Annotated in this window: 19 protein-coding genes; 7 read left to right on the top strand and 12 right to left on the bottom strand. The window is 53.1% G+C overall.

Going from position 1 to position 21,169, the window contains the following annotated elements:
* Positions 1 to 20: 20 nt before the first annotated feature.
* The 4 genes from pheA to Q9J80_RS06080 all read right to left on the bottom strand — a co-directional run bounded on the left by pheA (position 21) and on the right by Q9J80_RS06080 (position 4,312).
* Entirely contained in the window at positions 21 to 1,148 is a 1,128-nt protein-coding gene (pheA, locus tag Q9J80_RS06065) for a prephenate dehydratase (RefSeq protein ID WP_188210543.1), read from the bottom strand.
* Positions 1,149 to 1,186: 38 nt separating this feature from the next.
* A complete protein-coding gene (locus tag Q9J80_RS06070) occupies positions 1,187 to 2,416 on the bottom strand; it encodes a multidrug effflux MFS transporter (RefSeq protein ID WP_308446907.1) in 1,230 nt (409 codons plus the stop codon).
* 115 nt (positions 2,417 to 2,531) lie between these two features.
* Positions 2,532 to 3,407, bottom strand: coding sequence for a DMT family transporter (locus tag Q9J80_RS06075; protein WP_304672748.1), 876 nt, complete (start codon positions 3,405 to 3,407; stop codon positions 2,532 to 2,534).
* A 92-nt stretch (positions 3,408 to 3,499) separates the two neighbouring features.
* Positions 3,500 to 4,312 (bottom strand): carbon-nitrogen hydrolase family protein, encoded by an 813-nt coding sequence (locus Q9J80_RS06080; protein WP_304672749.1) that lies wholly within the window; start codon positions 4,310 to 4,312, stop codon positions 3,500 to 3,502.
* Between the two features lie 83 nt (positions 4,313 to 4,395).
* Between Q9J80_RS06080 and Q9J80_RS06085 the strand changes: the two genes are divergently transcribed.
* The gene (locus Q9J80_RS06085; RefSeq protein ID WP_304672750.1) at positions 4,396 to 5,268 is read left to right on the top strand and encodes a prephenate dehydrogenase; all 873 of its coding nucleotides are present in this window, start codon (positions 4,396 to 4,398) and stop codon (positions 5,266 to 5,268) included.
* Positions 5,269 to 5,331: 63 nt separating this feature from the next.
* On the opposite strand, the gene Q9J80_RS06090 is transcribed toward Q9J80_RS06085, so the two are convergent.
* Positions 5,332 to 6,486 (bottom strand): NnrS family protein, encoded by a 1,155-nt coding sequence (locus Q9J80_RS06090; RefSeq protein ID WP_304672751.1) that lies wholly within the window; start codon positions 6,484 to 6,486, stop codon positions 5,332 to 5,334.
* 44 nt (positions 6,487 to 6,530) lie between these two features.
* Complete coding sequence (locus Q9J80_RS06095; protein WP_003750248.1) at positions 6,531 to 6,899, bottom strand: hemerythrin domain-containing protein; 369 nt, start codon at positions 6,897 to 6,899, stop codon at positions 6,531 to 6,533.
* Between the two features lie 173 nt (positions 6,900 to 7,072).
* On the opposite strand from Q9J80_RS06095, the gene Q9J80_RS06100 reads away from it, so the two are divergent.
* Positions 7,073 to 7,519 carry an Rrf2 family transcriptional regulator gene (locus Q9J80_RS06100; protein WP_025457981.1) on the top strand — a complete coding sequence of 149 codons (447 nt, stop codon included), beginning with the start codon at positions 7,073 to 7,075 and terminating at the stop codon, positions 7,517 to 7,519.
* Between the two features lie 91 nt (positions 7,520 to 7,610).
* Here Q9J80_RS06100 and metK read toward each other — a convergent pair whose 3' ends face one another.
* Positions 7,611 to 8,780 (bottom strand): methionine adenosyltransferase, encoded by a 1,170-nt coding sequence (gene metK / locus Q9J80_RS06105; RefSeq protein ID WP_107819775.1) that lies wholly within the window; start codon positions 8,778 to 8,780, stop codon positions 7,611 to 7,613.
* A 391-nt stretch (positions 8,781 to 9,171) separates the two neighbouring features.
* Between metK and Q9J80_RS06110 the strand changes: the two genes are divergently transcribed.
* Complete coding sequence (locus Q9J80_RS06110) at positions 9,172 to 10,023, top strand: lysophospholipid acyltransferase family protein (protein ID WP_439652348.1); 852 nt, start codon at positions 9,172 to 9,174, stop codon at positions 10,021 to 10,023.
* A gap of 43 nt (positions 10,024 to 10,066) precedes the next feature.
* On the opposite strand, the gene tsaD is transcribed toward Q9J80_RS06110, so the two are convergent.
* From tsaD to Q9J80_RS06130, 4 genes are all read right to left on the bottom strand, one after another.
* The gene (tsaD, locus tag Q9J80_RS06115; RefSeq protein WP_301673394.1) at positions 10,067 to 11,131 is read right to left on the bottom strand and encodes a tRNA (adenosine(37)-N6)-threonylcarbamoyltransferase complex transferase subunit TsaD; all 1,065 of its coding nucleotides are present in this window, start codon (positions 11,129 to 11,131) and stop codon (positions 10,067 to 10,069) included.
* A gap of 115 nt (positions 11,132 to 11,246) precedes the next feature.
* Positions 11,247 to 12,434, bottom strand: coding sequence for a c-type cytochrome biogenesis protein CcsB (ccsB, locus tag Q9J80_RS06120; RefSeq protein WP_107819772.1), 1,188 nt, complete (start codon positions 12,432 to 12,434; stop codon positions 11,247 to 11,249).
* The gene (locus Q9J80_RS06125) at positions 12,427 to 14,379 is read right to left on the bottom strand and encodes a cytochrome c biogenesis protein ResB (protein ID WP_304674144.1); all 1,953 of its coding nucleotides are present in this window, start codon (positions 14,377 to 14,379) and stop codon (positions 12,427 to 12,429) included. Before Q9J80_RS06125 ends, ccsB begins: the two co-directional genes overlap by 8 nt.
* Positions 14,380 to 14,655: 276 nt before the next feature.
* Positions 14,656 to 15,279 carry a c-type cytochrome gene (locus Q9J80_RS06130; RefSeq protein ID WP_301669292.1) on the bottom strand — a complete coding sequence of 208 codons (624 nt, stop codon included), beginning with the start codon at positions 15,277 to 15,279 and terminating at the stop codon, positions 14,656 to 14,658.
* Between the two features lie 205 nt (positions 15,280 to 15,484).
* On the opposite strand from Q9J80_RS06130, the gene yihA reads away from it, so the two are divergent.
* Positions 15,485 to 16,114 carry a ribosome biogenesis GTP-binding protein YihA/YsxC gene (gene yihA, locus Q9J80_RS06135; RefSeq protein ID WP_301673393.1) on the top strand — a complete coding sequence of 210 codons (630 nt, stop codon included), beginning with the start codon at positions 15,485 to 15,487 and terminating at the stop codon, positions 16,112 to 16,114.
* A gap of 120 nt (positions 16,115 to 16,234) precedes the next feature.
* Here the strand turns inward: yihA and Q9J80_RS06140 are convergent, their stop codons facing one another.
* Complete coding sequence (locus Q9J80_RS06140) at positions 16,235 to 18,631, bottom strand: penicillin-binding protein 1A (protein WP_301673392.1); 2,397 nt, start codon at positions 18,629 to 18,631, stop codon at positions 16,235 to 16,237.
* Positions 18,632 to 18,781: 150 nt separating this feature from the next.
* On the opposite strand from Q9J80_RS06140, the gene pilM reads away from it, so the two are divergent.
* The 3 genes from pilM to Q9J80_RS06155 are packed head-to-tail and all read left to right on the top strand — an operon-like array spanning position 18,782 to position 21,162.
* Positions 18,782 to 19,897, top strand: coding sequence for a type IV pilus biogenesis protein PilM (gene pilM, locus Q9J80_RS06145; protein WP_301673391.1), 1,116 nt, complete (start codon positions 18,782 to 18,784; stop codon positions 19,895 to 19,897).
* A gap of 2 nt (positions 19,898 to 19,899) precedes the next feature.
* The gene (locus tag Q9J80_RS06150) at positions 19,900 to 20,499 is read left to right on the top strand and encodes a PilN domain-containing protein (RefSeq protein WP_301673390.1); all 600 of its coding nucleotides are present in this window, start codon (positions 19,900 to 19,902) and stop codon (positions 20,497 to 20,499) included.
* Positions 20,500 to 21,162, top strand: a complete 663-nt coding sequence (locus tag Q9J80_RS06155) for a type IV pilus inner membrane component PilO (RefSeq protein ID WP_301673389.1) — start codon at positions 20,500 to 20,502, stop codon at positions 21,160 to 21,162.
* Positions 21,163 to 21,169: the final 7 nt, after the last annotated feature.

A 21,169-nucleotide genomic window follows, 5' to 3' on the forward strand; every position in this document is an offset into this window, starting at 1 on the left:
CCGTCTGAACGCTGCCGCAACTACAAAACGGCAGTCGGATACGAACCGATGATTTTGACGAACGAGGCGCGCCCGCCCAACTGTTTTAATGCCGTCTGAACCTTGTCATCCGTCCTGTGTCCCTCGATATCGATAAAGAACAGGTATTCCCACAACGCCGCCTTTCCGGGACGGCTCTCAAACTTGGTCATGGAAATGCCTGATTCGGTCAGGGGTTGCAGCAGCGAGGCAACCGCGCCTGCCCGGTTGGGTGCGGAAACGACCAGCGAGGTTTTGTCGCTGCCGCCGGCACCGGTTTCATGATGACCCATAACCAGGAAGCGCGTGGTATTGTTCGTCTCATCCTCAATGCACTCGGCCACGGGGCTGAGTCCGTAGATTTCCGCCGCAGTACGCCCGGCAATGGCGGCAACCGTACCGTCGTCCGATTCGGCAACCAGCCGCGCGGCTTCGGCATTGCTGGAGACCGCCACCCTCTCGGCGTTGGGAAGGTGTCTACCCAGCCAGTCGTTGCACTGCGCCAACGCCTGTGCGTGCGAAAATACTTTGGTGATGCCTTCGGTACTGCTGCTGTTTTTACGCAGAAGGTTGTGGTGTATGCGTAAGACAACTTCGCCGCAAGCCTGCAACGCGGTAACGGCAAGCAGGTCTAACGTGCGGCCGACCGAGCCTTCGGTCGAATTTTCCACGGGGGCGACCAGATAATCCGCCTGACGCGTTTCAACCTGTTTGAAGCAGTCGTCTATGGTCGGACACGCCATAGTGTGTGCGGCATGACCGAAATGCTTAATCGCCGCCTGTTGGGTAAACGTACCCTGCGGTCCCAGATAGGCGATGGTCAGCGGGCGTTCTACGGCGAGGCACTCGCTCATCACTTCCCTGAACAGGCGGGCGACTGATTCGTCGGGCAGCGGGCCTTTGTTCAAATCCTGAATGCGGCGCAACACGGCAACCTCGCGCTCCGGACGGTATACCGCGCCCGTGCCTTTCAGTTCGCCGATAGCGTGTGCGTGTTGCGCGCGTTCGTTGAGCAGGCGCAGGATTTCCGCATCGATGGTGTCGATGGCGTTGCGGTGGGGAAGGAGGAGTTCGTCGATGTGGTGGGACATGATTTTGTCTGAATGGTGATTTATCGTGCATTCTAACATCAAATGCCGTCTGAAACGGTTTCAGCCGGCATTTTCCGTTAAAGGTATTCGCTTTGCCCGTTTTCTTTCCACGCACGATGCGAGCAGAGCCACAGAAGCGCAATGCCGCAAGAGGTGGACGCGGTCATGGTTGCCGCCATCACGGTTGCCGAACCGTCGTGCAAGAAGGTTGCCGCCATACCCACCCCCGCGCCGATTAAAGATTGGAATACACCCAATACGGCGTTTGCGCTGCCGCCCTCTTCTTTGAAATAAGACATAAAGCATGCCTGCGTGTTCGCACCGACCAGACCCTGCGTACCGACGGAAAACATCACACACGCAACCAGCAGCCAAAACGGGGGCAACCCGAAAAACAGCACGGCGGCGAGTTGGGACAGGTTGGCGGCAAATTGGACGATAATCCCCCACAGCAGGATGCTTTGCGGATGCGCGCCGGTTTTGAGCCGCCACGCGGTAATACGGTTGAAAAACATCATCGTGATGATGTTGAGCGCGAACGCCCAAGCGTATTGATGCGGCGTAACGCGGTAAAGCTGCTGATACACGAAGGAAGATTCGGTCAGAAAGGCGAACATCGAACCGAAGCTGAATGCCTGAAAAAACAGATAACCCATCGCGGCACGGGTTTTCAATACGCGCTTGAACCGCCCCGCCACCAGCCCGAACACGTCCCGTCCGATTTTGCCGCCGACGGCAGGTTTGGGCAGGAAATGTTGCACCAAACCGAGCAGCACCAGTGAATATGCCGCCAGAAAAACAAAAATCGCCTGCCAGCCGCCCAAGCCCTGCAACAGTGCGCCGACCATGGGTGCGACCAGCGGCACAACCATCAGAATGATGCCGATAAGGGCAAACATCTGGGCGGCTTTGCGTCCGGAATAATAGTCGCGCACCATCGCGCCGACGATGACCACAGTCATGCCTGCGCCGAATGCCTGTACCGCACGCAGGTTGAGGAGCTGTTCGGCACTCGAAGCAAATACGATGGCGGCAACGGCAAGGCAATATACAATCAGACCGGTCAGGGCGACGGGTTTGCGCCCTTTGATGTCGGACACCGCGCCGCCGACCACCTGCCCGAACGCCGTGCCGAACATAAACAAACTCAGGCTCTGTTCGATACGGTGGACATCCGCACCCAGCGATTGCGCCATTTCGGGAATCGCGGGCAGGTAGGCATCGATGGAAAACGGCATCAGCGCAACCAGCATCGCCATCAAAACCGCCATCAGTTTTTCGTTCATCGGAGGAAGGGTCGGAGACATGGTTTTTCCGTTCAAATAAAATAAAGAAACCGTCGCAAACGACGGTCGGTACGGGCGCAAGTTTAACATATCGGACGGCGGGACAAAACCGGAGGATATGCCGCCCGAAACCGCTTCAGACGGCATGACCGCTTTCCGCATCCCTGCGCGACAGCCAGCCGGCGGCAAATGTGGCCGCAATGACGACAAACACACCCAAGGCGGACACGGGCGACAGGTGCTCGCCCAAAATCAAAACCGCCAATAACACGCCGACGACGGGTTCGAGCGAAATCAACAGTCCAGACACGTTTGCCGGAACACTGCCCGTACCTTTGTTCCACAGCCAATAGGCATACCAGCTGCACCCCACGCCCAAATACAGCAGCGACACCACGCCCTGCCAGCTCCAATGCACGGTATAACTCTGCGCCAAGGCAAGCGAAAACGGCAGGCACATCAGCGATGCGGCGGCAATGGAAACAGATGTAAATGCTGGTGCGCCGATACGGGCCACCAGCCTTTGCGTCGGACGAACTGCCGTGCAGAAACCGAGTCCGGCAAGCAGCACCAGAAGACAGCCGAACCAGCCGACTTCGCCGCCCTCTTCCGCACCGCCCGCCATCAGCAGCGCGACACCGGCAAATGCCGCCGCGCCGCATATCCAGTGGTAGGCACGGGCTTTGTCGTTGAAGAAAAAGTGTCCGACAAACACCATCAGCAGCGGCTCGAGTCCGACGATGGTCGATGCGCTGGCGGCAGACGTATATTTTAGTCCGACAAACTGCAGCATCAGGGTGAATACATAACTGATGAAGGATACCGCCAGCAACGGCTTCCATTCCTTGCGGGGGATTTTGCCGATATGCCGGCGGCAGGCGGGCAGCACCAAAAGCGCGGCAATCAACAGGCGCACGCCGACCATCAGTGCCGGATCGATGACGGCGTAGGCATATTTGGCGGCAATAAAAGAGCTGCTCCAGATAATCAGGGCAAGGATTTGGTAAAACATTTCAACTTATTCGGCTTAAAAACGGTGTTTGTTGGCGGAGGGGCGGATGGGAAGTTTCACACCAGTGGGGCAAAACAAACCGCCTGCCGGTTTCAGACGGCATCTAAAACCATGTGTTTTAAAGCGGGCAGCCTACTGCGGACGCTGCTCAGCCTACCTGCATCGATGTCTGCCGTAACGACACCTTCGCCCTCTGGCAATACGTCCAGAACTTCCCCCCACGGATCGACAATCATACTGTGTCCGAACGTGCGCCTGCCGTTTTCGTGCAGCCCGCCCTGCGCCGCCGCCACAACATAACATTGGTTTTCGACGGCACGCGTACGCAAAAGCAGCTCCCAGTGCGCCTTGCCCGTCGTATGGGTGAATGCCGCCGGAAGCATCAATACGTCAAACGGCAGCTGGCGGCGGAAAAATTCGGGAAAGCGGACATCGTAACAAATACCTGCCGCCACCGGTACGCCCTCTGCCGACAAGTGCGGCACTTCCCGCCCCGCGCGGATGGTATCAGCTTCGGCATAGCGTTCGCCCAAACCGGAAAAACCGAAGAGGTGCATTTTGTGATACAGACCCGTTCTTACTCCGTCCCGTCCGTACACCAACAGCGTATTCATCACCTTGCCCGCCTCGCGGCTTTGCAGCGGCACGGTTCCGCCAAACAGCACCACGCCGCACGCTTTCGCCGTTTCGCTCAATGCCGTCTGAAAGCGTCCGCCGCCCAAAGGCTCGGCAAGCGCAAGTTTGTCGGTATCGTTTGCGCCCATCAGCACCCAATATTCGGGCAGCAGCACCCAATCCGCACCGCACTGCGCCGCTGTTTTAACCAAACGCCTCATGGTTTCGATATTTTTATGGGGAGACAGCCCGGAAACCATCTGCACGGCGGCTATTCTGATTTTGTCCACTTTTCCTCCTTTACCCGCCCATCTTGCGGGATATTCCGCCGATACGCTACCATGACGGTACTTTGCGAAAGTCTTTTACACAAATGCACATTTTGAACCATATCGTCCTCGTCGGCGTCGGGCTGATCGGCGGTTCGTTCGTCCTAGACCTCAAGAGACAGGGACTCGTCCGTACCGTTACCGGCATCGACACCGACCGCGACAACCTGCAACGTGCGCTGGAACGCGGCGTGATTGACCGGGCTTCCGCCGTTATCGATAAAAACAGCATCGCCGATGCGGATTTGATTGTTATCGCCACGCCCGTTGCCTCCGTCTCCGGCATCTTAACTGCGCTTGCACCCGTTTTACCCGCCCACGCTTGGATTTCCGATGTCGGCAGCACCAAAATCTCCGTTATCGAGGCTTTCCGACGCTGCCTGCCCGACAGCATTCACCGCTGTATTGCCGCCCACCCGATTGCCGGTTCCGACCGAAGCGGGGCAGATTCGGCGCAGTACGACCTGTTCCAAAATAGAAAACTCATCATCACACCACACGGCGGCGAAGATTCAGACGGCATCTCATTGATAGAAAACCTATGGCGCGCCGTCGGGGCCGAAATTTATACGATGGACGCGCAAAAACACGATGCGGTTTTTGCCGCCGTCTCCCATATGCCCCACCTTGCCGCCTTCGCCTATGTCCACCAGCTCTTCGACCACCCCGACGGAAAGGCGTATCTGAAATTTGCCGCCACGGGCTTTCAGGACTTTACCCGCACCGCGTCCAGCCACCCTGCCGTGTGGGCGGACATCTGCCTTGCCAACAGGGACAACCTGTTGGAGCTGATTCGGGGCTTGGGCAGGCAGTTGGACACTTTGGAAACCATCCTGCTTAACCGGGACCGCCCCTCCCTGTACCGCTATTTTGAAGAAGCCAAAGCCACGCGCGACAGCTGGTCTGATGAGAATTGATGTTCAGACGGCATCGCGCCCAAACCGAAACCGCCGCAGACCGAGAATCTGCGGCGGTTTTACTCAACCGGGCCTGCCGTCGGAACGCGGACGGATCAGCCAAGGAATATACTTCCACGCATACAGCAAAAGCGCGATGGCAAACAAAACCGAAGATGTGCGTATACTGTGCGTATAGGCAGTACCGGAAGAAAATACGGCAACCATGCGGACGGCAGTTGCCGCCATCATCAGCCAAAATGCGACTGGAACGGATTTAGGCGGCGGATAAATGGGGTTGCCCGTATGACCGAGCGCGGTACGCGCCATCATGCCCAAAGTCAACACGCCGATACCGCCCACACCGATCAGATGCACGCCCAAATTGAGGAAGGCAGGTTTGAAATAAGACACGCCGACCGCAATCAGCCCCAATCCGGTAAACAGATAACCGGCAAACAGAATCCACAGCATCGGCTCTTTCAACACGGGCTTATACCACCAACGGTAAACCTGCACGGTAAAGATCACGCCTGCCGCAAAGGCAAAAACGGCAGACAGCCAAGCCAACACACCGTGCGCCATCAGCATGGCAGTCAGCATGGGCAACCACAGCGAAGCCTGCGCAACCCATTTCGGACTGGGAATCTGCGGCACATTCAAACGTTTGGACGTAAAAAACGAAATAATCCGCATCCCAATCAGGCCGATAAAGCCCGACACCATAATCAGCCCCGACTGCAAACCGCCCAACAGCCCCTCAAAATTACCGTTGTGAAGCTGGACGTGAAACGCCGCATGCGTGCCGCCCAGCACAAATATTGCGAATACGGCGACATAGTTGCGTTGATTCTGTGAACGAATGACGGGCAAAGCCATGCACACCGCGCCATACCAGAAAAACAGCGTACCGAGTATGCCGCTTGCCGCCGCACCCCAACCCGGGATAAAGACGGCAATCCGCGCAGCCAACCAAAAGGCGGTCAACCCGACTAGAACGCCGCCCCTCGTAGGCGGCTGCCCCGTCCAAGTGGCGACGGCGGTCAGTAAGAAGGCGACGACGACCAGTCCGGCATAACCCCAAATCATCTCATGCGCGTGCCAATAGAAACCGGACAGCTCGTGCGTTCCCGTGTAGCCGAAACCCCACAGCAATATGGACAATGCGCCGTACAGTGCCGCCAGCGAATAAAACGGGCGGAACGCCATTGCCCAGACGGGGTGCTTGGTAAATTTCATGTGTGTTCCTTGTTTATCATTAATATATTTGCCGCAAAACGGAATCATGCCGGCAAAAACGGTTCGACGGCGGGAAACAGCTCGCGTTCTTCAAAGCGCGCGTGATCGCGCAGGGTTGTGGCAAAAGCGGTATTCCACGCCGCGTTACCGTATTCGGGGCTTGCCATCATCTGCCGCAGTTTGGCGTGATCGCCTTCAAAACGGGTTTTCAACTCAAGCGCGATATTTTGCCAAATTGGGGCAAACATGGTTTCTTCTTCACAGAAATGGATTTCCAGTTCGGCAAAATGCAGCTCGAGTTCGGCACGATGGTCTGCCCCGGGCGTCCGCAACAGACGCACGCACAGGGAAAGCGAGTGGTGGTGTTCGCGCGAAAGCCCGACAAGGGCGGAATGTCGTTTCAACGGTTTCATAAATTTAGGTTACAATAACAAATTATCAAACAGTAGCGCGGATGTTTCAGACGGCATACCGCCGCAGACAGGCTGCATTCTACCGCCCCGACGGACAGGGTTTCAACCATTAAGGTATTTTCCGTGAAACTTAAACCGTACCGATAAGAATAACGATCCATACCGAGAAAATCATGTATTTGACACAACATACGGACTACGGGCTGCGCGTCCTTATCTACACTGCCATCAACGACGATGCGCTGGTCAACATCAGTACCATCGCCGTAACCTACGGCATTTCCAAAAGCCATCTGATGAAGGTCGTTACCGCGCTGGTCAAAGGCGGCTTCCTCCACAGCGTGCGCGGAAAAGGCGGCGGCCTGCGGCTTGCCGCACCGCCCGACCGCATCAACATCGGCTCGGTTGTCCGCCACCTCGAACCGATGCAGCTGGTCGAGTGCATGGGCGAGAACAACGAATGCCTGATTACACCATCCTGCCGTCTGACAGGCATACTCGGCGGTGCAATGAAGTCGTTTTTCACGTATCTGGACGGTTTCACGCTCCAAGACCTGCTCAACAAGCCGACCTACGACCTGCTCTACGAACCGAGAATTCCGATTGTAACGCAACATTAAGGCTGAAAAAGGCTGCAAAAATGCCGTCTGAAACACAAACCGCCTCCGGAGGCAGTTCGGTTTCAGACGGCATTTCTTTATTCAGACCAAATTACAGCCCCGCGGCTGCTTTCAATGCAGCAGCTTTGTCGGTGCGTTCCCAAGTGAACTCAGGTTCTTCGCGGCCGAAATGTCCATAAGCGGCGGATTTTCCGTAAATCGGGCGTAAGAGGTCGAGCATTTGGACGATGCCTTTGGGGCGCAGGTCGAAATGTTCGCGAACTAAGGCAATCAGTTTTTCTTCGCTGATTTTGCCTGTGCCGAAAGTGTCGATGGAAATCGAAGTCGGTTCGGCAACGCCGATGGCGTAGGAAACCTGAATCTGACATTGGGTCGCCAAACCGGCGGCTACGATGTTTTTCGCAACATAGCGGCAGGCGTAAGCGGCGGAACGGTCCACTTTGGACGGGTCTTTGCCGGAGAACGCGCCGCCGCCGTGCGGAGCTGCGCCGCCGTAGGTATCGACGATGATTTTACGGCCGGTCAAACCGCAGTCGCCTTGCGGGCCGCCGATGACGAAGCGGCCGGTCGGGTTGATCAGGTATTTGGTTTCGGCGGTCAGCATTTCGGGCGGCAGAACGGGCTTGATAATCTGCTCGATCACGGCTTTACTCAGTTCTTCATGGCTGATGGCAGGGTCGTGCTGGGTGGACAGGACGACGGTGTCGATGCGTTTTACCTTGCCGGTTTCGCTGTCGTAAACCACGGTCAGCTGCGCTTTTGCGTCGGGACGCAACCACGGCAGGCGGCCGTCTTTGCGCAATTCGCTTTGACGCTGCATCAGGCGGTGGCTGTAATAGATGGCAAACGGCATCAGGGTCGGGGTTTCGTCGCAGGCGTAGCCGAACATCAGGCCTTGGTCGCCCGCGCCTTGGTTCAGGTCGATGCCTTCGCCTTCGTTCACGCCTTGGGCGATGTCGGGGGATTGCTGGTCGTAGTACACGCCGACCGCGCAGCCGTTGGCATCAAAGCCCAGCTCGGACGAGTTGTAGCCGATGCGTTTGATGGTTTCGCGTGCGACTTTGATGTAGTCCACTTGGGCGGTGGTGGTAATTTCGCCCGCCAATACGCACAAGCCTGTGTTGACCAAAGTTTCCGCCGCGACACGCGCTTTAGGGTCTTGCGCCAGAATCGCATCCAAAATCGCATCGGACACTTGGTCGGCCACTTTGTCCGGATGGCCTTCAGATACCGATTCGGAAGTAAACAGATATTCGCTCATTGAGATTTTCCTTGAAAAACAAACCATCTTCTTCAGACGGCATGTTGTATGAACATAATGTCAAACAGCGGGAAATATAGCAAAATTTCCCTATTCGTGCCATCCAGTTGAGAAACATTCCCATTTGAACAGCACTTTGGAATCTCTGCCCGTACGTTTCTTACAAGCAAAAAAATTCCCGCATCAAGCGGGTTTGGATTGCCTTTGTGGCCACATCGGTTTTTTCAACCGTCCACCTTACCTTTCCGTTTGAAAAGCAGGTTGGCATGGAATTCCCAACTCTTAATGCAGCGCGCATCGTAGCAGAAAAGGCATATTGCCGCAATACTTCCCTTTTTCAGACGGCATGTTTCGTTTACAATTCAGGCTGTTTCCCCCTTGCTTCCCCGTTATGCACATCCTACTGACCGCCCTGCTCAAATCCTTTTCCCTGCTGCCCCTGCCCTTTCTGCACAAATTAGGTGTTTTCCTCGGACATCTGGCGTTTTACCTGCGCAAAGAAGACCGGGAACGCATTATTGCCAATATGCGTCAGGCAGCCATGAATCCCGACCCGAAAACAGTCAAAGCCGTTTTTGCGGAAACGGCAAAAGGCGGTTTGGAACTCGCCCCCGCGTTTTTCAAAAAACCGGAAGACATCGAAACAATGTTCAAAGCGGTACATGGCTGGGAACACGTGCAGCAGGCTTTGGACAAGGGCGAAGGGCTGCTGTTCATCACGCCGCACATCGGCAGCTACGATTTGGGCGGACGCTACATCAGCCAGCAGCTTCCGTTCCCACTGACCGCCATGTACAAACCTCCGAAAATCAAAGCGATAGACAAAATCATGCAGGCAGGCAGGGTTCGCGGCAAAGGCAAAACTGCGCCTACCAGCATACAAGGGGTCAAACAAATCATCAAAGCCCTGCGTTCGGGCGAAGCAACCATCGTCCTGCCCGACCATGTCCCCTCCCCTCAAGAAGGCGGGGAAGGCGTATGGGTGGATTTCTTCGGCAAACCTGCCTATACCATGACGCTGGCGGCAAAACTGGCAAACGTCAAAGGCGTAAGTACGCTGTTTTTTTGCAGCGAACGCCTGCCTGACGGGCAGGGTTTTGTCTTACACATCAGCCCCCTTCAAGGAGAATTGAACGGCGACAAAGCCCATGATGCCGCCGTGTTCAACCGCAATACCGAATATTGGATACGCCGTTTTCCGACGCAGTATCTGTTCATGTACAACCGCTATAAAGCACCGTAACGAAAATAAAAATGCCGTCTGAACGATTTCAGACGGCATTTTGTCATTTGACGATTTCGGACAATGGCCAGCGCGGGCGGACGTTGAACGCACCGACCTCCCTGCCCTTGCCCAGGTGCATCGCACCGGCAAAGGCAATCATGGCACCATTGTCCGTGCAGTATGCCATCGGCGGGAAAAACACGCTGACTTTTTCGGACGGATGTTTCGGCTTGCCTTTGGGGGTCGGGATTTGCACCGTCATGTTGCCGAACGTTTCGCGGAGTTTGCGGTTTGCACCGACCCCGCCTGCGACCACTACGGTTCTGAACCCCGTCTGCAACAGGGCTTTTTTCACTTTTGCCTCCAACACTTCTACTACCGCATCTTGAAACGCACGGCAAATATCGTTGCGGGTTTGCTCGGGTATGGTTTCCGAACCGTTTGCCTCACGCACTTTTTCAACGGCAGTCAAAACAGCGGTTTTCAATCCCGAAAAACTCATCTGCAAATCGTCGGAATGAATCATCGGGCGCGGAAAAACAAACGCTTCGGGCCTGCCCGATTCCGCAAGTTCCGACAGTTTCGCACCGCCCGGATACGGCAAGCCCAGCAGTTTCGCCGTTTTGTCGAATGCCTCGCCTGCCGCATCATCGACGCTCTCGCCCAAAAGCTCGTAGTCGCCTATGCCCCTGACCGCCATAATCTGCGTATGCCCGCCCGAAACCAACAGCGCAACAAAAGGAAAGTCGGGTTTTTCCTCCGCCAACAGCGGCGACAGCAGATGTCCTTCCAAATGATGGACGGGAATGACAGGCTTGTCCAATGCCAAAGCCAGCGCGTTGGCATAGCTTGAACCCGCCAGCAGCGCGCCGCCCAAACCGGGGCCTTGGGTAAAAGCAACCGCGTCAATGTCGCCATACGATGCGCCCGCCTGCGCCAAACAGCCTTCAGTCAACGGAACAAGGCGGCGGATATGGTCGCGGCTTGCCAGCTCCGGCACGACCCCGCCGTATTCCGCGTGCATTGCCATTTGAGTGTGCAGGCAGTGCGCCCGCAATCCGCGTTCGGTGTCGTACAGCGCAACGCCGGTTTCGTCGCAAGAAGATTCGATTCCTAATACCAACATGGTCTGATGCCGTTAAAAACTGAAAAACGTATTTTAGCGGATTTCGGCACGACTGCCGTATCCCCAAAACGGAACATGCCGTCTGAAGCCCTTCAGACGGCATCGTCGCACCGTATCAAAGCGTTCCGTAAGAATGCAGCCCGCTCAAAAACATATTCACGCCGATAAAGGCAAATGCGGTTACGAACAAACCGATAATCGCCCACCACGCCAGCACTTTGCCGCGCCAGCCCGCAACCAGCCGCAAGTGCAGCCAAACGGCGTAATTGAGCCAGACGATGAACGCCCACGTCTCTTTCGGGTCCCAGCTCCAATAGCGTCCCCAAGCGTCCGCCGCCCACAACGCGCCCAAAATGGTCGCAATGGTGAAAAACAGAAAGCCGACGGCAATCGCCTTATACATCACCTCGTCGATCAATGCCGACGGCGGCAGCCACAGTTTTCCGCCCTTTTCTTCCGCACGCAGGGAAACCAGTTCGGCAATACCGAGCATCGCGGAAATGCAAAACGCGCCGTAACCGATAAAGTTTGCCGGAACGTGGATTTTCATCCACCAGGACTGGAGCGCGGGAATCAGCGGCTGGATAGTGTGCGCCTCGCGAGACACGCTGTACCACAAGACAAATCCAACCACGACCGCCATAAAGCCGAACACGAAGCCGCCCAATTTCTGCACGGCAAATTTACCCTCGTAATACAAATACATCAGCGCGGTAATGACCAAAAACAGAATGAACACTTCATAAAGGTTGGACACGGGGATATGCCCTGCATCGGGACGGAGCAGATAACTTTCGTGCCAACGTACCAGCAGACCAGTAAAGCCTGCTACAGCAGACACCCATGCAAACACGGTTCCCATACCCAACAGCGTGTTGGTCGGCACATTTTTTACTCTTGCCAAAACCGCGCCCGAAATATAGGCGAACAGGGCGAAGAAGACAAAAGCACACTGCCACATAATCGCCGATTGGCTGCTGAGGAAATACCGCAACAGGAAAATCTCTGCCGATTTGATGTCGCCTCCGTACAAACCGACGGCAGCATAAGCAAACAATATGCACAGTGGCACAAACCAGCGCATCGGTTTGAAAAACCAACCCAAAAACACGGCAATACCGGCACTCGCCCACAACATGACCGTTTCGTAAATGTCCATATGCATACCGGAACGGGTCTGTACGAAAACCGTACCCGCAAAAACCAGCGCGGCAAACACCCAATCCCAAATATTCAAATTACGGATAAAAGACTTTCGAACCAGCAGCTCGTGTTCCGGAAGGGTTTTATAGTGTTCAGTCATGATTCAAGTCCTTGCCGAGCCGTTGCAGACTCTCGACGTGTTTTGGGAACTCTTTTTGCACATCCCGTTCGCTGCGGGCGGAAGACATAGCAAAGCGGATTTTGCCGTCTGAAAACAATACCCACGCCCGTTTTTCCCGAACATAAAACATAAATACCGTACCTAAAACCAACAATACCGAACCAAGATAGACCAAAAGCGAACCGGGCGAGCGGGTCATCTGCAAACCTGAAGAGCGCACTTCCGAAAACCCGTCAAGTTGCAGCAGCATAGGCGCGGGATATTCCGTCAGCCCCGTATAGGCATCCATACTGTGCAGCAGGAAACGGTTCCGCGCTTCATCCTGCTGCCATTCGGGTAAGCCGTACCGGCGTATGGTTTCATCCAAAGCAGCGTTCATCACGCCGTAAAGCATTTCGTAGAAATAGCCCTGCATCTTATCCTGCTGCTCTTTCGGGATATTGGACGTAATAAATTCGTCCAATCCCAAATAGCCTTTTTGTGCAAAGATGTTCAGCGTGTTTTCCGCAGCCAGCATGAATTGTTCGCGGATTTCGGCAGGTGCGTCTTTGGTTGCGTCGGCAACCAGACGTTTGCGCCCTTCCCCATCTTTCAAAAACTCGCGCAATGCCATAAAGGTGTCCGCTTTCAACTGCTTATCCAAGGGGATACGCAGCCAGCGGTATTGCTGCTGCAAACCGCTGCGCGTGCCGGTAATCCAAAAATAATCCTGTTCCTGCAAAATCGGCAGCATATAGTTTTTATATTCGACCGCCTGCCCTGCCACATCACGGATGCGGTACACGATGGAAGGGCCGATATTAGTGTATTTTTTACCTTCCTGAGTAACGGCGCGGACATCGTTCAGCGTGGATTTCAGACTTTTTTCCCGTTCCGTACCCTCGCTCATGTCCTCCACATTCATAGAAGTGAACTGATCAAATTCAAGACGGTATTTATGCCTGCCGATATCCAACGGAAACTGCCGCATAGATGTTGCCTTCAACACGACAGGCTCGCGCGAAGCATCACCCAAATTCCACGCCTTGAATGTCAAATCCGAACCGCCGTCGGCAAAACTCGCCTGATAAATCGTGATGCCGTGCAAAGTCAAAGGATGGTTCACGCGGATGGTCCGCTCGAGTTTCTCACCGGTTGCCTTGTCCGTTACTTCAATATCACTGGCAAAATCGCGCGGCATACCCGTATTGTAAAAATCGATATGGAATTTTTTCAGTTTGACTTCAAAAGGCAAGTCCTGAACCAACATCCCGTTGTCGGCATTCAGGAAAACCACATCCGCACTTTGCCCCTCGGAAATATTGACGTTGCCCCTAAATGAGAGATTGGACGCACCCAAAATACTTTCGGGCTTGAAATCCTTGGCATAAACCGCCTGATTGTCCGGAACAATCCGACCGGCCAGCATACCCAGCTTCAACAGCAGGTTACTGTCTATCAGCCCGCCCAAACAAATGACAATCAAAGCAACATGGGCAAAGATATAGCCCCATTTGTTCATCGTGCCTTTTTTGCCGGCAATCAGAACCGACCCGTCCTCACGATGGACGGCCTTTACCTTGAAACCCTGCACCTCCAGATAACGTTTGGCAACTTCGGGCGCGATTTTCACATCCATCAGCACGGAATGGCGCATTGCCGCCAAAGATTTCTCCCTGACCTTTTCCCGGAAAGACTTCATTTCGCGCCAGAACGGCGGCACATTGCGAATCAGGCACAAACTGGTCGAGATGACCAAAAAGAGCATAATGACAACGAACCATGCCGAAGCATAGACATCATACAGTCCCAGAAAACCAAAAATCTGCGCCCAAAACGGTCCGAATTTGACCAAATAATCCGTCTGCGGCTGGTTTTGCTGCAACACCGTACCGATAACCGATGCAATACCCAGCAGACTGAGCAAGGCGACCGCAAAGCGCATGGAGCTGAAAAAAGCGAACCACGGACGGGAAAGAAGTGGGGGAGATATACGGGATTTACTCATTGTGTGTTTATTCCGCCATCAGGAATATGGGAAAGCAGAATTGGGCAAACAGAAAACAACGCCCCGATTCTACTGTCTTGATGCTTTTTATTTCAAGACAATGAAGACAGCCTGCATCGATTCCAACGGTTGCGATTGAAAAAACTTATCGCAGAATTGTCTGAAGCCGTCTGAAAACTTTTCAGACGGCCTCTAAAACAGACTATTGCGGAATTAACGCAAACCTTGGATAAAGTTGGCAACCGCTTTCAAATCTTCTTCAGACATACGGTTTGCAATATCCGCCATAATGGCATTTTTGCGCTGACCGGACTTGTAGGCATTCATCTGTTCGACAATATATGCCTGATGCTGGCCGCCCAAACGCGGATAAGCCTGAATCTCGCTTCCGCCGCCCGGCATACCCGCACCGCTCGGACCGTGGCAGGACATACACGCCGGCACTTTTTTATCCGCCAAGCCGCCGCGATAGATTTTCGCACCCAATTCGGGATTTTCTTTCGGATTCGTCTCGCCCGATTTCGGCTGCTGTTTGGCATAGAACGCGGATACGTTCAAAATATCCTGATCGCTCAAATTCATTACCATCGGTTTCATCACAGCTGCCGAACCGTGGGTGCGTTTGCCGTCACGGATGCCGATGGTTTGATGATAGATGTAAGCAGTATGCTGTGCCGCCAAACGCGGATACATCGCAATGCCGCTGTTACCGTCTGCTGCATGGCAAGCCGCACAAACCGTTGCGGCAACCTGTTTGCCTTTTTCCACGTCCGCTTTGGGAGATGCGGAAACCGCACCGGCAGCCAAAACAAAGGCCAATAAAGTCAATCGTTTCATGGAGTGCTCCTGATTACAGCATTGGATAACGCAACAATGCTCTTTTTATATTCAAATACGGGATTTTTGACCCGATTAAAACCGATGATTCTGCAAACGTGATATTCTATACTAAATTTACATTAAATTACTACTGTGTTTCACATAAAACCAACCGCATATTTTGCTGTCGGACAAACGGCGGCGGAAAAACAAGGATATGCCCATGAACCTTTTTCAAAACGCCAAATTCTTCACGACGGTAAACCATCTCAAAGACCTGCCGGACACATCGCTCGAAATTGCCTTTGTTGGCAGGAGCAATGCCGGAAAATCCAGTGCCATCAATACCCTGACCAACCATGTCCGTCTTGCCTACGTTTCAAAAACACCGGGACGGACGCAGCATATCAACTTTTTCGAGCTGCAAAACGGCAATTTTATGGTCGATTTGCCCGGCTACGGTTATGCCCAAGTCCCCGAAGCGGTACGCGCACATTGGGTCAAGCTGCTCGGCGACTACCTCCGCCATCGGAAACAGCTTATCGGGCTGGTTTTGATTATGGATGCCCGCCATCCTTTAAAAGAACTCGACATCCGTATGCTGGACTTTTTCCACACGACCGGCAGGCCGGTTCACATCCTTCTGTCAAAAGCCGACAAATTATCCAAAAACGAACAGATAAAAACCCTGTCCCAAGTCAAAAAACTGCTCAAACCTTATTCCGACAGGCAAAACATCAGCGTACAGCTGTTTTCCAGCCTGAAAAAACAAGGTATTGACGAAGTCAACCGAACTGTCGGAAGCTGGTTTGACGCAGTAGATGTCGCCGCTTCCTCTCCAGAGGAAGACTGACCCCAATTATACGGAAACCGTATTTCCCCCACTTGACCGACCGCAAACATTTAAAAAATTGCCACTGCCAAATCTAAAATGCCGTCTGAAAGACTTTTCAGACGGCATTTCGCGGAGTCTTTAAAACAGAGAATCCAACTGCTGCTGTTTGGAATCCGTATTGCTCGGAAGCACCGGCGTTTCCTGTACGTCCTGACGCGTTTCGTCAGACCTTCCCTGCTGTTCTTTTTCTACTGCCGCTTCATCATCTTCTTTTGCCCGTCGGGAAAGTTGCGGCGCAATACCGCTGTTGTCCAGCATCAAGCCCGGATCGGTTACCATACGTTCTTTCATATAGTATTCGCCATTGCTGCTGACTACACCTTCAGGCATTTTCATCCCTTTGCCCTGCTTTCCTTTCAACGCAAAACGCATATAGTCCACCCAAACCGGCACCGCAATCGTACCGCCATAGCCGGCACGCCCCATACTCTTAGGTTTGTCGAAGCCGATATATACGGCAGTAACCACATCAGGGTTAAACCCGACAAACCACGCATCCTTATTGTCATTGGTCGTACCCGTTTTACCGGCAATATCCGTTCTTCCCAACGCAGCTGCCCCCCTTGCCGTACCGACACGGATCACATCCTGCATAATCTTATACATAATATAGGCATTGCGCGGATCGATTGCCTGAGGCGCATTTTGCCCGGCCACCAAAGGTTGCATTTGGGCACGCAACCTGCCGTCTCTGTCATAAATCTTATCGATCACGTGCGAAGAAACCCTATATCCGCCGTTCGCAAATACGCTATATGCCTCCGCTATCCTCAACGGTGTCGTCTCGCCCGTACCTAAAGCCATAGACAGGCTGACAGGCAGCTCGGACGGTTTGAAGCCGAAACGCCGGATATACTGTTGCGCGTAACCGACACCGATAGACATCAAAATACGGATGGAAACCATATTTTTGGAAGCCGTCAGAGCCTGCCTTAAAGTGATATATCCCGAATATCTGCCGTCTGAATTTTTAGGTGTCCAAACCGAACCGTTCGGCCCTTTCCCCGGCAGGGAAATCGGCGCATCGTTAATCATTGTGGACGCGGTCATCCCCTTAGACAAAGCGGCAGAATAAACAAACGGCTTGAATGTCGAACCCGGCTGCCGCATAGCCTGGGTGGCACGGTTGAATGTCTTGCTGTGGAAGTCGTAACCGCCGACCAGCGCGCGCACCGCCCCGGTTTTCGCATCCAGCGAAACCAAAGCACCTTGCAGGAGCGGCTCTTGAACCACCGCCCAACGCCCGCCGTTGTTTTTGACACGGATGACCGCGCCCCTGCGGATACGGTCCTCCCCCATTTTCTCATTATCGACCGCGCGGGCCGCAAAACCCAAGGCGCGCCTGTCAAGCGTAACCCGCCTGCCGCCGGGAAGCTGTATGACGACATTTTTCTTTTTAGTAACATCCAACACAACGGCGGGAACCATTTTATCGACGGTATAGAGTCCCGACAGATACTGGCTGACAGTCTCCTCGACATCCTCACTCTTACTCAAATCGATATAGTTTTCCGCACCGCGGTAGCTGCTGCCGCGATCGAAATTCCGTAGAGCCTTGCGCAATGCCTCAGTTGCCACCTTCTGATGATCGGTGCGGACCGTGGTATAAACCTTAAAACCCTGCGTATAGGCATCTTCACCATATTTCTCATACAGTTCCTGACGCACCATTTCCGCCACATATAAAGCACTCTGATCGATTTTCTGAACAAACCGCTCGTAATGCAGCTCCTCATTTAACGCCTGATTGCGCTGTTGCACGGTAATCATCTTCTCCTCGAGCATATTGTTCAAAATATACTTCTGGCGCAACTTGGCACGTTCCGGATTAACAATCGGATTATAGGCAGACGGAGCCTTGGGCAGTCCCGCAAGCATGGCGGCTTCCGCCAAAGTCAAATCTTGGACATTCTTATTGAAATAGATTTGCGCGGCAGATGCAAAACCATAGGCGCGCTGACCGAGGTAAATCTGATTGAAATACAACTCGAGGATTTTGTCTTTGCTTAAAGACTGCTCGATCTTATAGGCAAGCAACGCCTCATTGAATTTGCGTGCGAACGTTTTTTCACTGCTCAAATAAAAATTTTTCGCCACCTGCTGTGTAATCGTACTCGCACCCGACTGCACGCTGCCGGACACGACATTGCCGACGGCAGCGCGGGCAACACCCCAAACATCCACCCCCCAATGCCGGTAAAAGCGTTTGTCCTCGGCGGCGATAACCGCATTCCGCAACACCTCGGGGAAATCGCCGATTTTTGTAAATTCGCGCCGCTGCTCCCCATACATACCGATGACTTCTCCATCCGCCGAATAAATAGTCAACGGCATTTTAGGCTGGTAATGCTGCAAAGAATCCAAAGACGGCAGTTTCGGATACGTTACCAAAATAGCAATGGCAACCAGCCCCACTCCAAATACACATAATCCCAAAACCAAACCAAAACAGGTAGTTATAATCTTTTTAATCATAGCTGAATGATAATTTACCATTATCGGTATTAAATAAAGTAAAATAGCAGCCGATTTCTACAAAGCACAGTTTCAACGTGTAAAAAACAAGAAATCCATTACGGATACCGAAACGGTTACTCACTGTACAAATAAAGTAGGAACTTCATCATGCGCTTGTTTAACAGCTTGAAAAACCCTAAAAAAACAGATGCCAAGCCCCAAAAGAAATCCTCAGGGCTCAATAACCGCACGGCAATCGGCGTCGACATCGACCAACATTCCATCAAAATGGTCCAATTGTCAGGACGTAGTTTAAACCAAATCCAATTGGAAAAATACATTATTGTCAAACTGCCGAAAAATATTGTCCAAGGCAACAAAGTTCAAAATTACGATCAACTTGTTACATATTTGCAACAAGCCTATGCCGAACTGGGTGCTTCGTGCAAAAACATCATCGCATCCGTCCCACAAAATCTGACAACCATCGAACAATTGACCTACACGGCCAAAGATGCGGAATTGGATCTGCAGGGGTTCGTGGAGTCCTCCATCTCCGAAGTCAGCTCGATATCGCTCGAAGAAGCCAATTACGACTATCAGGTCTTGTCCCAATCGGCCGCCGGCGAAGCTGTTTTGGCCGTCGCATCGAGAAAGGATGAAATCGAACCCCTGATTGACGCATTCAACGCCGCCGGTATGAAATTATCCGCGCTTGATGTGGACATTTTCGGGCAATACAACGCCTACGCGCTGTGGATAAACCATTTCGCCCCCGAACTTGCAGCCGAAAAAGTCGCCATTTTCGGCGTATATGCCGCACAAACCTACGCCTTGGTCATCCAAGACGGAAAAATCCTATACAAACAGGAAACCTCCGTCAGCGAAGAACAGCTCAACCAACTCATCCAGCGCACCTATCAGGTGACAGAAGAAAAAGCGGAAGAAATCATCAACTCCCCGCAAAAACCTTCCGATTACCAAGAAAGAGTGGCAGACCATTTCAACCAGCAGATTACCCAAGAAATACAAAGGGTCTTGCAGTTTTATTACACCACGCAGACCGCAGACGATATGACCGACATCAAGCATATCCTGCTGACGGGGGAAGCGGTGCGCCAGGAAGGCATCGCCCAAACCGTCGCCTCGCAAACCAATGCGGATGTACAATGCGTCCATCCCGCGCGTTATTTTGCGGACGACCTCAAAACAGACGAACAACAATTCGAACTTGATGCGCCGACACTGACCAGGGCGTTCGGTTTGGCGGTACGGGGATTATAATTATGAACAATTTAATCAAAATCAACCTCCTCCCCTACAGGGAAGAGATGAACAAGCGCAAACAGCAGCAGTTTAAAATGCTGATGTACGGTGCCGTGCTGACGGGCGTTGCCGCCGTTGCGGCAACCTACCTGTTTATCGACAACATGATCAATAACCAGTCGGAAAGAAACACGCTGCTGGAAACCTCCATCGCACACTTGGATACCGAGCTGTCGGAAATACAAAAGCTCAAACAGGAAAAAGATGCCTTCCTGATTAAGAAAAACAAAATCGAGGAGCTCCAGCTCAAACGCCTCCAAGCCGCAAAAATCCTCGACAGCTTGAATGAGGCCGTCCCCGAAAGCACCTACCTGACCTCGCTGGATGCCGTTACCGCCGACTCTTACCGGCTCAACGGCAGGACATCCAGCGACAACCGCGTTGCCGCCATGATGAGGGCGATGCCCAATACCGGCATATTCAAGCAACCCGAATTGTTAAGCATCAAGAAAAACAATTCGTATCAAGAATTTACCCTTCAGGCAACATTACAACCTATCGTAAAGGCGGCCGAATCCAAAGAGAATCCGGCTTCGGGAAATGCACAGGAGGCAAACTGAATGGCTTCTAAATCATCTAAAACCAACTTGGATCTCAACAATCTTCACCTGCTCAACCTTCCTGCCAGGCTTTTTATCGCCCTGCTGGTCGTTGCCGCCATGCTGGGGCTCGGTTATGCCGGATTGTTCAAAAGCCAGATGGAATCCCTTGAGGAATATGAAGCAAAAGAAACCGAACTGAAAAACACCTACAAACAGAAAAGTATCGACGCGGCCAGTTTGGACAACCTGAAAGAAGAGCTTGCCGCCATCCGATCCGCCTTCAACATTATGCTGAAACAGCTTCCGACCGATTCCGAAATTCCCAATCTGGTTCAAGAGCTTCATCAGGCAGGCTCAAGCAACGGTCTGCGCTTGGACAGCGTCATACCGCAGCCGCCTGTTGACGACGGCCCGATACAAAGGCTGCCCTATTCCATTTCCATTACCGGAAACTACAATCAAATCAGCCAGTTCACGCGCGATGTTGGTAGCCTTTCGCGGATTATTACCCTTGAATCGCTCAAAATCACCCAATCCGCCGAAAACGGAGGGGGGGCGGACGGCAAAAGCAACATCCTGAACCTCAGCGCCATTGCCACTACCTATAAGGCAAAATCCATAGAAGAACTTGCCGCACAACAGCAGGCTGCAGAAGCGGCACAAAATGCCGAACAAAAATAACTTATGT

The sequence above is a fragment of the Neisseria blantyrii genome (assembly GCF_962747855.1).
Lineage (GTDB): Bacteria > Pseudomonadota > Gammaproteobacteria > Burkholderiales > Neisseriaceae > Neisseria > Neisseria viridiae.